The sequence below is a fragment of the Mitsuaria sp. GD03876 genome (genome assembly GCF_029840635.1).
Lineage (GTDB): Bacteria > Pseudomonadota > Gammaproteobacteria > Burkholderiales > Burkholderiaceae_C > Roseateles.
This window is the reverse complement of sequence record NZ_JAOCCU010000034.1, coordinates 1-13371: the sequence shown is the minus strand read 5'-3', so window position 1 is coordinate 13371 and position 13371 is coordinate 1. Positions and strand designations below refer to the sequence as shown.

At 70.2% G+C, this 13371-nt stretch carries 12 protein-coding genes; 5 read left to right on the top strand and 7 right to left on the bottom strand.

Features of this window, described 5'->3' with window-relative positions:
- Positions 1 to 106: 106 nt before the first annotated feature.
- On the bottom strand, positions 107 to 2362 hold the full coding sequence (locus N5D62_RS19905; protein WP_279759626.1) for a hypothetical protein: 2256 nt from the start codon (positions 2360 to 2362) through the stop codon (positions 107 to 109).
- A gap of 250 nt (positions 2363 to 2612) precedes the next feature.
- On the opposite strand from N5D62_RS19905, the gene N5D62_RS19900 reads away from it, so the two are divergent.
- A complete protein-coding gene (locus N5D62_RS19900; protein WP_279759625.1) occupies positions 2613 to 3263 on the top strand; it encodes a PEP-CTERM sorting domain-containing protein in 651 nt (216 codons plus the stop codon).
- Between the two features lie 44 nt (positions 3264 to 3307).
- Here N5D62_RS19900 and N5D62_RS19895 read toward each other — a convergent pair whose 3' ends face one another.
- From N5D62_RS19895 to N5D62_RS19870, 6 genes are all read right to left on the bottom strand, one after another.
- Complete coding sequence (locus N5D62_RS19895; protein ID WP_279759624.1) at positions 3308 to 3694, bottom strand: hypothetical protein; 387 nt, start codon at positions 3692 to 3694, stop codon at positions 3308 to 3310.
- The gene (locus tag N5D62_RS19890; RefSeq protein ID WP_279759623.1) at positions 3691 to 4275 is read right to left on the bottom strand and encodes a hypothetical protein; all 585 of its coding nucleotides are present in this window, start codon (positions 4273 to 4275) and stop codon (positions 3691 to 3693) included. Before N5D62_RS19890 ends, N5D62_RS19895 begins: the two co-directional genes overlap by 4 nt.
- Before the next feature lie 172 nt (positions 4276 to 4447).
- A complete protein-coding gene (locus tag N5D62_RS19885; RefSeq protein WP_279759622.1) occupies positions 4448 to 6604 on the bottom strand; it encodes a TonB-dependent receptor in 2157 nt (718 codons plus the stop codon).
- Between the two features lie 151 nt (positions 6605 to 6755).
- Entirely contained in the window at positions 6756 to 7862 is a 1107-nt protein-coding gene (locus N5D62_RS19880) for an enoyl-CoA hydratase/isomerase family protein (RefSeq protein WP_279759620.1), read from the bottom strand.
- Positions 7859 to 8767: a DMT family transporter gene (locus N5D62_RS19875; RefSeq protein WP_279759619.1), complete on the bottom strand. Its 909-nt coding sequence runs from the start codon at positions 8765 to 8767 to the stop codon at positions 7859 to 7861. The genes N5D62_RS19880 and N5D62_RS19875 overlap by 4 nt, the downstream gene beginning before the upstream one ends.
- 97 nt (positions 8768 to 8864) lie before the next feature.
- A complete protein-coding gene (locus N5D62_RS19870) occupies positions 8865 to 9884 on the bottom strand; it encodes an isoaspartyl peptidase/L-asparaginase (RefSeq protein ID WP_279759618.1) in 1020 nt (339 codons plus the stop codon).
- Positions 9885 to 10092: 208 nt separating this feature from the next.
- Between N5D62_RS19870 and N5D62_RS19865 the strand changes: the two genes are divergently transcribed.
- From N5D62_RS19865 to N5D62_RS19850, 4 genes are all read left to right on the top strand, one after another.
- Positions 10093 to 11271, top strand: a complete 1179-nt coding sequence (locus N5D62_RS19865; RefSeq protein WP_279759617.1) for an acyl-CoA dehydrogenase family protein — start codon at positions 10093 to 10095, stop codon at positions 11269 to 11271.
- 15 nt (positions 11272 to 11286) lie between these two features.
- Positions 11287 to 12408 carry an acyl-CoA dehydrogenase family protein gene (locus N5D62_RS19860; protein ID WP_279759616.1) on the top strand — a complete coding sequence of 374 codons (1122 nt, stop codon included), beginning with the start codon at positions 11287 to 11289 and terminating at the stop codon, positions 12406 to 12408.
- Positions 12409 to 12455: 47 nt separating this feature from the next.
- A complete protein-coding gene (locus N5D62_RS19855) occupies positions 12456 to 13022 on the top strand; it encodes a DUF3617 domain-containing protein (RefSeq protein WP_279759615.1) in 567 nt (188 codons plus the stop codon).
- Positions 13023 to 13096: 74 nt separating this feature from the next.
- Positions 13097 to 13371: P1 family peptidase (locus N5D62_RS19850; protein ID WP_279759679.1), on the top strand; the 275-nt coding region annotated here is incomplete at its 3' end.

Below are 13371 nucleotides of genomic sequence, written 5' to 3'. Positions count from 1 at the left end.
GCGCGGCCCCGATTCGGGATGCGGCGCTAGGCGCAAACCGGAGCCATAGCCCAGCTATGGCGAGGATTTGCAACGACGCGCGGCGCCCGAAGCGGGGCTGCGACGGTTACTTCACACCGGCGACTTGAGTTGAGCCGGCGACCTCGATGTAGACGGGGTTGCTGTAGAACCAGAGGTCCGACCAGGCGGCGACGTCGTAGGCCACGTACTTCACGCCGCCGACGGTGGGCAGGTGGTTGGGGCAGCCGTCGATCGTCGCGCCGGTATAGGTCGTGCCATTGGCCGGCACGTTGGTCCCCACCGTCGTGCAGGGAATGCGCAGCTTGGACGTGTCGTTGGCGTTGGTGAACAGGTCGGCCATCGGGTTGCCGCTGCCGTCGGTCTCGAACGGCACCGACACCGGCAGGTTGGTGCCGCGCAGGCGCACGTACTGCGAGGCTGTCACCGCCGGGATCCGATAGCTCATCTTCAGGAACTGGGTGTTGTCCACGCCCGAGTTGACCTTCACCCACGGCGAGCCGCCCGCGCCGTTGAAGGTGCGGATCACCGCCGCCGTCGTGTTCTTCGCCGCCGCCGGCACGTTGGCCAGCCCGGTGGTGGTGCCGTCGGTGCGCAGCCAGTTGGTATTGCGCGGCCATTCGCCGGCGTAGTCGGCCGAGCCCGGCGCGCGGTAGCCGCTGACCAGGCCGCGGATCAGGTCGATGTGGTCCAGCACCGGCTGGTTGATCGGCTGCTCGACGTTGACCTGCTTCAGCGACGGGTTCGGGAAGCTGTACGGCGAGTAGTTCGTGCCCGCCGGGTCGCGCACCGCGACCGCGACGACGATCTCCGCGCCCGGACGCACGACCAGCTTCTCGCCCATCGTGGCGCAGCCGACGAGGTCGGTGTCGGTGTTGCCGGTGGCGGCGTTCAGCGCGATCTGCTCGACCGCGGCGTTCGTGCGCGCGCCCGGCTGGCCCGGGTAGGACACGCAGGCCACCAGCGCCAGGCGGTCGATCAGCTGGCCGGTGGTCGACCAGGCATTGCCCGAGCGCAGCCCGTTGACGATGGTCTGCGGGCGCAGCTTGTCGCTGCCGTTGCGCACCATCACGTAGGTGCGCTGGTATTCGCCGGGATAGAAGTCCTGCGTCGAGCGGCGGTCGTCCGGACCGAAGCTGCCGCGGTTGTGCCAGTCGGAGCTGGCGAAGAACCAGAAGTTGCGGCCCTCGCCGAGCAGCGCGTCCCACACGCCGCCGACGACGCCCGCGTACACGCCGGTGCCGCCGAAGGTGGTGCCGCCGACCGAGTCGACCTTCTCCGAGCCGAAGGTGTTGCGGTTGACCTGGTACTCGCCGCGGTTGCTCGACGCGCCGTGGCCCGGCTGCGATTCGAAGCCGAAGGCGATCGCCGGCGCGGCGTTGTTGAAGTTGCGCAGGTGCTCGACGTTGAAGCCCTGGTTGCCGTCGGCGTAGAACGGGCCGGCGCGCTCCAGGTGGGCCGGCACGTAGTAGCTGGCGTTGCCATGGAACTGCGCCATCCACTTCAGCGCCTCGACCGTCTTGAGGTGGCCGCGCGTGCCGGTGCCGGCGCCGCCGGCGGGCAGCAGCTTCTGCGCGGTCGTGTTCCAGCTGACGTCGGCTTCGCTGTTGCTGCCCGGGACGGCGCAGTTCCAGTTGTTGCCGGTGTTGGAGCCGGTCACGTTGCCGCGGCTGCGGTCGGTGTCGCCGCGGTCGAAGCAGTAGGACCACTGCGCCAGCGCGTTGGCGTTGCCCAGCGCGGAGAAGCTGCCGCTGGCCGGGAGCGTCGTGGTGTCGATGGCCGCCGGCATCTGGCCGGTCACGATCGACATCGAGGTGTGCTCATGGCCGGCCACCACCGATTCCATGCCGATGAACAGCGGCTGGTTCTTGGCCACGGCCAGGTACTCGAGCACCGGGTACTGGTACTCCTGGATCGACTGCCAGCGCCACATGTTGCCGTTGCCGCCGACACCGCCGCCGTCGCCCTTGAGGTTGGCCGCGCCGATGCTGGCCGACCAGGTCGTCGTCGGGCCCTGGCCGGCGACGTAGGGGTACGAGGGCGTGGACAGCGAGGCGTCCTCCACCAGCGTGCAGTTGCGGTTGCCGTTGCCGCCGTGGCCGGCTTGCACGAACCAGTCCAGGCCCCAGGGGGTGTCCTGCTTGTCGGTGGCCTTCTTCACCAGCTTCTGCATCGAGATCGAGCCGTCGGAGCAGGTGGTGTGGTTGTGGAAGTCGCCGCTGACGTAGCGGCCGGGGGTCTTGCCGGCGGCGGCGACCGTCGCCGGGGCGATCGACAGCGAGGCGGAACCGAGGGCGGCGAGCGCGGCCAGGGCGACGTCGCGACGGGCGAAGGGGAAGCGCATGGTGGACTCCAGGTTTCTTCGAGGACCGGGTGAGGAAAAAGTCACGCGCAGCGTAGAAACCGGCCTTGACCGAGCCGTGACAGCGCCGTGGCAATGGCGCCGGCGGCGTCCCCTGAAACCAGGGACGCGGGAAACCCGTGAAGCGAGACATCCGTCACGCAACTGCCTTGCGCGGATTCGAGACTGCCCGCGGTCCTGTCTCGACGACCCCTGTCGCACTCAACCCCTGACCCCCACCGGGAGAATCTCCATGAAGCGTGCTGCTTCCTCCGTCCTGCTGTCCCTGTCCGCGCTGACGGCGCTGGCGCTGAACGCCGCCCCGGCGCATGCGGCCAACACCTGGATCGATTTCGACGGCCCGACCAGCTTCGCGTCGGTGCTCGACTACTACAACGGCGGCACCGACGGCAACGGCGCCAGCGGCGCCAACCTGGGCGTGTCGTTCAGCGGCTCGGTCCTGGGCCTGGCCAACGACGAGCTCGGCCCCTACTTCAGCAACGCCCCGACGATGGGCGGCGTGGCGTTCAACTTCGCCGAGACCGGCTTCATGAACGTGGCCAAGGGCTTCACCGGCGAGGTGTCGATGTTCTATTCGTCGGCCAGCGCGCTGGCGGGCGCGGTGACGATCTACAGCGGGCTGAACGGCACGGGCTCGATCCTGGGCACGTTCTCGCTGGCCGGCAACGCGCAGGCGGGGTGCTCGGACACGGCGTTCTGCCACTTCGACCTGGCGTCGGTGAGCTTCAACGGCGTGGCGCATTCGCTGAAGTTCAGCGGCGACATGAACGCGGCGATCGACAACATCGCGATCTCGGCGGTGCCGGAGCCGCACAGCGTGGCGCTGATGCTGGCCGGCCTGGCGGCCGTCGGCTTCGTGGCGCGCCGCAAGCGGGCGCAGTAACTGCTGGCAGAAGAGTCAATGCGCCGGGAGGCGCATTGACTGGCTCAATCGCCGCATTCGCGGAACAGTTCCCTGGCGTCCGAAAGCTGGCGCTTCATCTCCTTGCGGCTCACGTCCTGGCCCAACTCATAGTCCGCCTTCACGCGTCGTGCTCGCTGCAGCGACAGGAGCCGATGAAGTTCGGTCGACTGCCGCTTCTCCACTTCCGTGCAAGCCGGATTCGGATCTTTTAGTCGATTGAGCAATTGCTGATGCTCACTGCCCTTGCGACGACGCGGCGGTACTGCCGTCGTCAGATTGGATTCCCACAACAAACAGCGGTGATAGCTCGCGTAGTAGGCCCGGGATACAGCTGATCGTTGCCACGACTCGCCAATCACCTTTGATTGCTGCTCGGCGAGTGCCTGGAGGTCCTCTGGCCTGATGGTCATTCGCTCGTCTCCTCACTTGGAGCGTCGCGCAACGACACACAGGCTGGCGGTGGATCTTCGTCATCGCCGCCCTCACCATCCATGAAGCAGAAGGTGAAGCCATCACAAGGGACCTCCAAGGCGATGGCGCGGCGATCCAGGACGCGTGTCAGCCTCGCAGCCTCTTCCGACGTGGCGTCGATGCTCAGTTCGATGAAGACACTCGGGGACAGGTCTTCATGCTCGAGGAAGGTCACATTCACGTCGCCTCGGCAAATCTTCACCCCATGGTCTCGCAGCACATCCGCGCCCAACTTCATGTGAAGCAACACGTCTGCGCAGCGTGCATCCCAGTACGCGAGACACCACTGCATCCGCACTGGCGCATCACCCCAATCCTGGAATCGCCTGCATGGCTCGGGCTTACGCTCGGAAGATTCACCAAACAGCGTCTCGGGTTCGCGCAGCACACGCATCAGCGACGTCAACCCCGGCATTCGCTCGTCGCCAACGTCATCCAGCGACCGTGCCGCCTCGGGCACAACCAGCTCCTCGGTCCTCGGCGCGGCCCGCCACGCCAGTTCCTTCTCGACAAACGCCATCACACGCTCCTTCTCAACTGCACGTCATCGAGCCCACGACCCGAAGGCCCGCAGTGTCGAAGCGAAGGGGCGTTTGTCGATTCCCTCCGAAGAGCGTTCCGTTGGGGGACGCTGATCCGAGTAGGTCAGTCCCCCTGCGTCGACTGATGAAGGCTGTTGAGTCAGCCGAGCGTCAGAAGCTCCGCCGCAGCGTCACGCGGACCGTGCGCGGTTCGGCCGGATGGACGTGGCGGTCGGCGACCGGCGCGTCCTCGCCGCGCAGCTGCGATTCGTAGAGGTACTCGATGTCGTTGACCTTGCGGTCCATGAGATTGAAGACATCCAGCGTCAGCTCCGTCTTCGCGCCGAAGCGCCGGCTCACGCGCAGGTTGGTCGTCAGCGACGCATGCGAGCGCACGCTGTTGTCCTCGACCAGCGCGCCGCTGCCGAGGTAGCGCCACTGCAGGCTCGCCGACCACGGCCCCAGCTCGCGCACCGTCACGCCCATCGACGCGACCTTGTCGACCGCATTCGGAATGCGGTTCCCCACCGGATCCGCATCCGAGAAGCGCGCATGCGTCCAGGCGAAGTCCGCGTCGATCAGCAGCCACGGCAGCGGCACGTAGCGGTTGTTCCATTCGATGCCGCGCCGCCTGCTCGGCCGGTTGGCCTCGGTCGCGCCGGCATCGCCGACGTAGACCAGCTCCGAATCGAAGTCCAGCTTCCACAGCGCCAGCGAGGTCTGCAGCCCCGGCAGCCACTCGCCGCGCAAGCCCAGCTCATAGCCCTTGGCCTTCACCAGGCCCGGCGCCGGATCGACCGCCGCCGTCACGCCGCGCGCGTCGTTGCTGTGGAAACCGCGGCCGGCGTTGACGAAGAACTCCGTGCGCGCCCACGGTCCCAGCACCAGCGAGAACTTCGGCGACACCAGGCTGTCGCGCACGCGGCCCGACTCGCCCTCCCCCGCCCGGTGATCCACGCGGAAGCGCCCCTGGTCCGCGCGCACGCCGAGCACCGTCCGCGCCCACGGCGCCAGCTCCACGCTCGTCTGGCCATAGACGCCGGACAGCGTCTCGCGCACGTCGTCGTCGCGGGTCGTGTCATTCGCCGGATCGACGACGACGCGGCCCACCGTCTTGAACAGCCCGACGCGCGCCCGGTCCTGCCTGACCTGGAAGCCGAACTCGCTGCGCGCCGGCAGCCCGCCGAGCGCGTGGTCCACCGCGTGGCTGCCGCTCAGGCCGTAGACCTTGCGATCGTCCTGCTGCGAGAACTGGTCGCCGGCCTCCGGCCGCTCCATCGCATAGGTGAAGTTCGAGTACAGCGACAGCTTGTAGGCCATCGCGTACGCGGCGATCCGCGTGCTCGATCCCTCGGTGTCGCGCTGCCATTCGCCGGACAGGCTGCCGCGACGCGTGCGACCGCCGTCGGTGGGATCGATCGCGTCGAAGCGGCCGAACGGCCGGCCCTCGTGGGTGCCGGCGTCGATCAGCCGCTGCGGCACCTGGTCGGTCGAGGTCCAGTCCGCGCGGTAGTCCATCAGCGCCACCCGCCACTTGTCGCCGCCGCGCCCGCCGGACAGGCCGAGCACCAGGTTGCGGCGATCGAGGTCCTCGGGCGTCGTCCAGGGGCCGTCGTTGCGCATGCCCTCGACGGCCGCCAGCAGCGACATCCCGTCGCCGACCTCGGCCGAGCCCGCCGCCAGCGCGCGCCGGTAGCGGCCCTCGCCCAGCGTCAGCGCGACGAAGGGCTCGTCCAGCCGGCGGACGTAGCCGATGTCCGCCGAGCCCGCCGCGGCGAAGTCGCCGTTGCGCGCGAAGTACGGCCCCTTGCGGTAGTCGATGCGCTCGACCAGCTCGGGCATCAGGAAGTTCAGGTCCGAGTAGCCCTGCCCATGCGCATGGCTGGGCATGTTCACCGGCAGGCCCATCACCGTCGTGGCGAAGTCGGTGCCATGGTCCAGGTTGAAGCCGCGCAGGAAGTACTGGTTGGCCTTCCCGTCGCCGCTGTGCTGCGTGACGATCAGGCCGGGCACGAACTCGAGCACCTCGCCGGGGCGCAGCGCGGGCCGGCTCTTGAGCAGCTCCGCGCGCACCGCGCCCTGCGAGGCCGCGTCCGAGGTGCCGATGCCGTTGTCGTAATGCCGGCCGCTGAGCTCGACGCGTTCGAGCGCGACCGGCTCCGCCTTGGCGATCCGCGTCGGCGGCGTCGATGGCGGGTCTGCCGCGGCGCCTCGATCCGATCCGGTGTTCCCGATTTCCTGGGCACAGGCCGGGCCCGCCAGGATCGCCGCCAACGCGCAGCAGCGCACCATGCCCGTCACGGGCCGCGGCCCTCGCCTGATCGTCATCCGTCGCTCGCTTCGCAAGAGAACAAGAGAAAACGCCGCACACCCGGTGCGGCGCCGCGCGACTCTAGGGAGCCGTCGTGAAGATTCTCTGAAAGCGCGCGCTCAGGGTCTGTACGTCACCTGGCGTAGGGACAGCGCGTGCGCGCCGCGCTCAGTCGAGCGCGCGCAGCGGATGCGTCGCCGCCGTCCACGGGCTGCGGAAGAAGGCCTCGACATCGGCGCGCGTCACGTCCTCGACGCGCGCGGGGTTCCACTTCGGCGCATGGTCCTTGTCGACGGCCAGCGCGCGCACGCCCTCGACCGTCTCGCTGGCCGCGCCGGGGCGCAGGTGGAAGCAGTGGTGGACCAGGTCGCGCTCCATGCGCAGGTCGTCGGCCAGGCCCAGGCCGCGGGCGCGCCGGATCTGCTCCAGCGTGACGGCCATCATCAGCGGCGAGCGCTGGCGCAGCGTCTCCAGCGTGCGCCGGGCCCAGGGATCGGTGTCCTCGGCCAGCGACGCGAACAGCGCCGGCACCGAGCCGGCGGAGAAATGCTTGTTGATCAGCGCGCGCGCGTTCCAGTGCTCGGCCGGCGGCGCCAGGTCGACGCGCTCCATCACCGTCGCGACGACGTGTTCGGCGCTGTCCTGCACGCCGGTCTTGAGCCCGGCGACGATCGCCGGCAGCTCGGCGCTGCGCACGAACACGTCGCCCAGGCCAAGCTCGATCGCGTCGCCCGCGCCGATGACCTGGCCGGTCAGCGCCAGCCATTCGCCGCTGTGGCCCGGGCAGCGCGACAGGAAGAAGCCGCCGCCGACGTCCGGGAACAGCCCGATGTTGGTCTCCGGCATCGCCAGCTTGGAGTGCTCGGTCAGCACCCGCAGCTTGGCGCCCTGGCTGATGCCCATGCCGCCGCCCATCACGACGCCGTCCATCAGCGCGATGTAGGGCTTGGGGAACTGGTGGATCAGGTGGTTGAGCGCGTATTCCTCGGTGAAGAACGCGTCCAGCGCGGCGTCGCCGGCCAGCGCCGCCTGGTGGAAGAAGCGGATGTCGCCCCCGGCGCAGAAGGCCGCGGGCTTGCCCTCGCGCCCCGCGCCCAGCACGGCCACCGCCTGGATGCGGGGATCGTCCCGCCAGGCGCTCAGCAGCGCGGTCATGTCGCGGATCATGGCCAGCGACAGCGCATTCAGCGCCTGGGGCCGGTTCAGGGTGATCAGGCCGAGGCAGCCGTTGACCTCGGCCAACACCAGCCCTTCGGATTGCAGCGACGGAATCACAGCGACATCTCTCCACTCGTAGGAGCGCCCGGGCGGCGCCAGGCGCCCAGCAGCTCATTGCCAATCAACGCGGCCAGCACCATAACACCGCCGAGCAAGGCCGCCGGCGACGGCGCCTCGTCCGCCAGCAGCCAGGCCCACAGCACGCCCAGCAGCACTTCCATCAGGCCCAGCAGCGCGACCTCGGCCGCCGGCAGCACCCGCGTCACCCCCACCACCATCAGGCAGGGGACCGCCAGCTGGAACACGCCCAGCCCCGCCAGCAGCGCCAGGTCCCGTGCCGACGCGGCGAACGGCCAGGCCAGCGGCAGCGTCGCCGCCGCCGACAGCAGCGCGCCCAGCCACACGGCGGGCAGCAGGTCGGTCTCGCCGTCGCCGGCGCGCGCCTGCAGCAGCGTCCAGTTGCTGGCCGCCGCGACCGGCACCGCCAGCGCCACGCCCATGCCGAGCCAGGCGCCCGCGCCCGCGCGCATCTCGCTCGCGAACATCCAGGCGATGCCGGCGCTGGCCAGCCAGATCGCGACCCAGGTCCGCGCCGCCAGCCGCTGGCGCAGGAACACCCGCGCGAACAGCGCCGTCAGCAGCGGCCCCAGCGCCATCGTCACCAGCACGTTGGCCACGCCGGTCATCGTCAGCGCCAGCATGAAGGCGGTGTACATGACGCCCCAGCACAGGCCCGAGCCCAGCACCGACGGCGAATGCCGCATCCGCGGCAGCGCCCGGCGCCAGTAGTCGCGGCCGCGCAGCAGCGGCAGCAGCGCGGTCAGCGCCAACGCGTTGAAGGCGCTGCGCCAGAAGGTCACCTCGAAGCCGCGCGCCGAGTCCAGGTGGCGCGATACCGCGCCGGCGCTGCTCCACAGCAGCGTCGCGAACAGCATCACGAGGACGGCGGCACGGTGGTTCATCGGGTGTTCAAGCGGCGTCAGGCTGGTTCAGGCCGGTTCAGGCGGATTCAGGCGGATTCAGGCGGATTCAGGACGATTCAGGCGGCTTCGGACGGATTCAGGCGTCGCGGTAGATGCCCACGACCGGCGCGCCGCCGGCCGCGACCCAGCCGCGGTACATGCCCTCGGTGTTGAAGCCGAGCCAGACGTTGCCGGCCCGGTCCACCGCGATCAGGCCGCCGTCGCCGCCGACCATCGGCAGCTCGTCGAACACCACCCGCGCGCAGGCCGCGTCCAGCCCCAGGCCGCCGATGCGCATCAGCGCGCCGACCTCGTGCGCGGCCGAGGCGCGGATGAAGGCCTCGCCGGTGCCGGTGCACGAGACCGCCACGCTGCGGTCGTCGGCAAAGCAGCCCGCGCCCGGGATCGGCGAGTCGCCCACCCGCCCCGGCCGCTTGTTCGTCATGCCGCCGGTCGAGGTCGCCGCCGCCAGGTGACCGGCGAGGTCGCGCACGACCGCCCCCACCGTGCCGAACTTGTCCCGCTCGTCGATCGGTCCCGAGGCTGTCGCGGCGTCCTCGGCCTGCGCGGCCTCCGCGACCCGCTGGCCGTCGTGGTCCAGCACCTGGCCGAGCGCCTGCGCCCGCGCCGTCTTCAACTGCAGCAGCCGCTGCGGCGTGCCGAACCAGCCCGGCTCGACCCGCTCCAGCCCCTGCTCGAACGCGAACGCGTCGGCCGCCGGCCCGATCAGCATCACATGGCCGCTGTGTGTCATGACCGCCCGCGCCGCCAGCACCGGGTTGCGCACCCGCGTCACGCCGGCCACCGCGCCAGCCGCGCGATCGCGGCCGTCCATCACGCTGGCGTCGAGCTCATGGCGCTCGTCGGCGGTGTAGACCGCGCCCTTGCCGGCATTGAAGAGTTCTTCCTCCTCCAGCCGGCGCACCGCCTCGATCGCCACGTCCAGCGCCGCGTCGCCGCGCGCGAGTTGCCGCTCGCCGTCGGCCAGGATCGCCGCCAGCGCGGCGCGGTAGCGGGCTTCGCGCTCGGCGGACAGGCGGTCTCGGCGGATGGTGCCGGCCCCGCCGTGAAGGGCGAGCACGGCACGCGGCGCGTCGGTCGGGGCGAAGGCGGTCATGGTCGGGGGCCGGGCGTCGGCCCGGGCATTGGCGCAAGGCGCGCATTCTCCCTCCCCCGGCGCCATGCCCCTGGGCTTGTCCCGGTCGGGACACGGAAAAAGCGAACGCTCGTGCTAAAAACCGACGCAGTCCGGTCCGGGCGTCCGCCCTGGCCGACGCGACCCGCCGACCCGAGCGAGATGTCAGAGCGAGATTTGGAGACAAGACATGGACTTGAATTTCACGCCTGAGGAACAGGCCTTCCGGGCCGAGATCCGCCAGTGGGTGGCCGAGCACCTTCCGAAGGACATCAGCCACAAGGTGCACAACGCGCTGCGCCTGAACAAGGACGATCTGCAGCGCTGGGCCCGCATCCTGGGCAAGCAGGGCTGGCACGGCTGGGCCTGGCCCAAGCAGTTCGGCGGCCCGGGCTGGAACGCCGTGCAGCGCCACCTGTTCGAAGAGGAATGCGCCCTGGCCGGCGCGCCGCGCGTGGTGCCGTTCGGCCCGGTGATGGTGGCGCCGGTGATCATGGCCTTCGGCTCGCGCGAGCAGCAGGAGCGGCACCTGCCCGGCATCATGAGCGGCGACGTCTGGTGGAGCCAGGGCTACAGCGAACCGGGCTCGGGCTCGGACCTGGCCTCGGTCAAGACCCGCGCCGAGAAGCGCGGCGACGTCTACATCGTCAACGGCCAGAAGACCTGGACCACGCTGGGCCAGTACGGCGACTGGATCTTCTGCCTGGTGCGCACCGACGCGAGCGTCAAGCCGCAGGCCGGCATCTCCTTCCTGCTGATCGACATGAAGTCACCGGGCGTGACCGTGCGGCCGATCATCATGCTGGACGGCGAGCACGAGGTGAACGAGGTGTTCTTCGACAACGTCGAGGTGCCGGTCGCGAACCTGGTGGGCGAGGAGAACAAGGGCTGGACCTACGCCAAGTACCTGCTCGCGCACGAGCGCACCAACATCGCCGACGTCAACCGCGCCAAGCGCGAGCTGGAGCGGCTCAAGCGCATCGCCAAGGCCGAGGGCGTCTACGAGGACGCCCGCTTCCGCGACCAGGTCGCGCTGCTGGAGATCGACATCGTCGCGCTGGAGATGATGGTGCTGCGCGTGCTGTCGGCCGAGAGCAGCGGCAAGCAGTCGCTGGACGTGGCGGGCCTGCTCAAGATCCGCGGCAGCGAGATCCAGCAGCGCTACTCCGAGCTGATGATGCTGGCCGCCGGCCCCTACGCGACGCCCTTCATCCAGGAAGCGATGGAGGCCGGCTGGCAGGGCGACCAGGTCGGCGCGGCCCACTGCGCGCCGCTGGCCAGCCACTACTTCAACTACCGCAAGACGACGATCTACGGCGGCTCCAACGAAGTGCAGCGCAACATCGTCGCGCAAACGGTTCTGGGCTGAGGCAGGAGACACGACATGGATTTCGATTTCACCGACGACCAGAACTCGCTGCGTGACGCCGTGCGGCGCTACGTCGACAAGGACTACGGCTTCGAGCAGCGCCGCGCCATCGTGAAGGCGGGCGGCTTCTCGCGCGACGTGTGGAACGGCCTGGCCGGCCTGGGCCTGACCGCGCTGGCGGTGCCCGAGGCGCACGGCGGCCTGGGCTTCGGCCCGGTCGAGGCGATGGTCGTCATGGAGGAGCTGGGCCGCGGCCTGGTGATGGAGCCCTACGCGCAGGGCGGCCTGGTCGCGCCGGCGGTGCTGGCGCAGTCCGGCGACGACGCGCAGGCCGACTGGCTGCCGCGCATCGCCGGCGGCGAGGCGCTGGTGGTGCTCGCGCACCAGGAGCGCCGGGCGCGTTACCGGCTCGACGTCTGCGACACGCTGGCCACCGCCGACCACCGGCTGAGCGGCCTCAAGAGCGTCGTGCCCGCCGGCGACGCGGCCGACGCCTTCATCGTGCCGGCCCGCGCCGGCGCCGCCGATGCCGGCATCGCGCTGTACCTCGTGGCCAAGGACGCGGCCGGCGTGGCGCTGCGCGGCTACGCGCTGCACGACGGCTCGCGCGCCGCCGAACTGACGCTTCAGGACACGCCGGCCACGCTGCTGGTCGGCCCGGACCGCGGCCTGGCGGTGCTGGAACACGCGGTCGACATCGCCATCGCCGCGCAGGCGGCCGAGGCGGTCGGCGCGATGGACCGCTTCGTCGCGCTGACGGCGGAATACCTGAACACGCGCAAGCAGTTCGGCGTCGCCATCGCCAGCTTCCAGGCGCTGCGCCACCGCATGGCCGACATCAAGATGCAGCTGGAGCTGGCGCGCTCGATGAGCTACTTCGCCACGCTCAAGCTCGGCGAGCCGGCCGACGCGCGCCGCCGCGCGCTGTCTCAGGCCAAGGTGCAGCTCGGGCAGGCGATGCGCTTCGTCGGCCAGCAGTGCACGCAGCTGCATGGCGGCATCGGCGTGACCGACGAGTATGTCGGCAGCCACTACTTCAAGCGGCTGACCGTCATGGAGATGCAGTACGGCGATTCGCTGCATCACCTCGGCGAAGTGGCCGCCCGGATGCAGGACACGGCCGGCGTCTTCGCCTGAACCTAAACTGCGCGGGTCTCGCCGCCTTCGCGGCGAGGGAGACCGCCATGTCGCTCGCGCCCTCCTCCCTGATCGCCGGCCTGCTGCTCGCGGCCGGCGCGATGACCGCCTCGGCCCAGGACTTCAAGCCCGGGCTGTGGGAGATCAAGCAGAAGCCGCAGCTCGATCCTCAGCGCCAGGCGCAGATGGAGCAGATGCAGAAGCAGATGGCGGCGCTGCCGCCCGAGCAGCGCAAGCAGCTGGAGTCGATGATGTCGAAGAACGGCGTCAGCATGAACTTCCAGGGCGGCGAGCTGACGCTGAAATCCTGCGTCACCAAGGAACAGGCCGACCGCGCCGCGATGCCCCGCACCGACGGCAAGTGCGAGCACGACAGCAAGCGCACCGGCGACAAGATGCTGGTGAACTTCCGCTGCACCAATCCGGCCTCGGAAGGGACGAACGAGATCACCTTCCTCGGCGCGGACCATTACCTGACCAAGTCGGAGATCCGCTCGCAACGCGACGGCAAGACGGAGACGATCCGTTCCACCGGCGAGGCGCGCTACCTGGGCGCGGACTGCGGCAGCCTGAAGCCGCAGGGCCAGCCCCCCACCCCGGGCGTCAAGCCTTGAGCGAGCTCGAAGGCGCGGGCGGGTCCGTCTCGACCGATACGCCCGCCCCGCCCGCCCCGCCCGATGCCGGCAGCCTGTGCGACGTTGCCGGGCTGAAGCTGGGCCACTTCACCCATCCGTCGGTGCCCACCGGCTGCAGCGTGGTGCTGTGCGAGGCCGGCGCCGTCGCGGGCGTCGACGTGCGCGGCGCCGCGCCCGGCACGCGCGACACCGAGCTGCTGCGGCCCGAGAACACCGTGCAGCAGGTGCACGCGCTGCTGCTGACCGGCGGCAGCGCCTTCGGGCTCGCGGCGGCGGACGGCGTGATGCGCTGGCTGGCCGAGCGCGGGCACGGCTTCGCGGTCGGCCA

Coding starts and splice junctions, on each gene's coding strand:
- N5D62_RS19905 (WP_279759626.1), bottom strand. CDS start 2,362: ATGCGCTTCCCCTTCGCCCGTCGCGACGTCGCCCTGGCCGCGCTCGCC.
- N5D62_RS19900 (WP_279759625.1), top strand. CDS start 2,613: ATGAAGCGTGCTGCTTCCTCCGTCCTGCTGTCCCTGTCCGCGCTGACG.
- N5D62_RS19895 (WP_279759624.1), bottom strand. CDS start 3,694: ATGACCATCAGGCCAGAGGACCTCCAGGCACTCGCCGAGCAGCAATCA.
- N5D62_RS19890 (WP_279759623.1), bottom strand. CDS start 4,275: ATGGCGTTTGTCGAGAAGGAACTGGCGTGGCGGGCCGCGCCGAGGACC.
- N5D62_RS19885 (WP_279759622.1), bottom strand. CDS start 6,604: ATGACGATCAGGCGAGGGCCGCGGCCCGTGACGGGCATGGTGCGCTGC.
- N5D62_RS19875 (WP_279759619.1), bottom strand. CDS start 8,767: ATGAACCACCGTGCCGCCGTCCTCGTGATGCTGTTCGCGACGCTGCTG.
- N5D62_RS19870 (WP_279759618.1), bottom strand. CDS start 9,884: ATGACCGCCTTCGCCCCGACCGACGCGCCGCGTGCCGTGCTCGCCCTT.
- N5D62_RS19865 (WP_279759617.1), top strand. CDS start 10,093: ATGGACTTGAATTTCACGCCTGAGGAACAGGCCTTCCGGGCCGAGATC.
- N5D62_RS19860 (WP_279759616.1), top strand. CDS start 11,287: ATGGATTTCGATTTCACCGACGACCAGAACTCGCTGCGTGACGCCGTG.
- N5D62_RS19855 (WP_279759615.1), top strand. CDS start 12,456: ATGTCGCTCGCGCCCTCCTCCCTGATCGCCGGCCTGCTGCTCGCGGCC.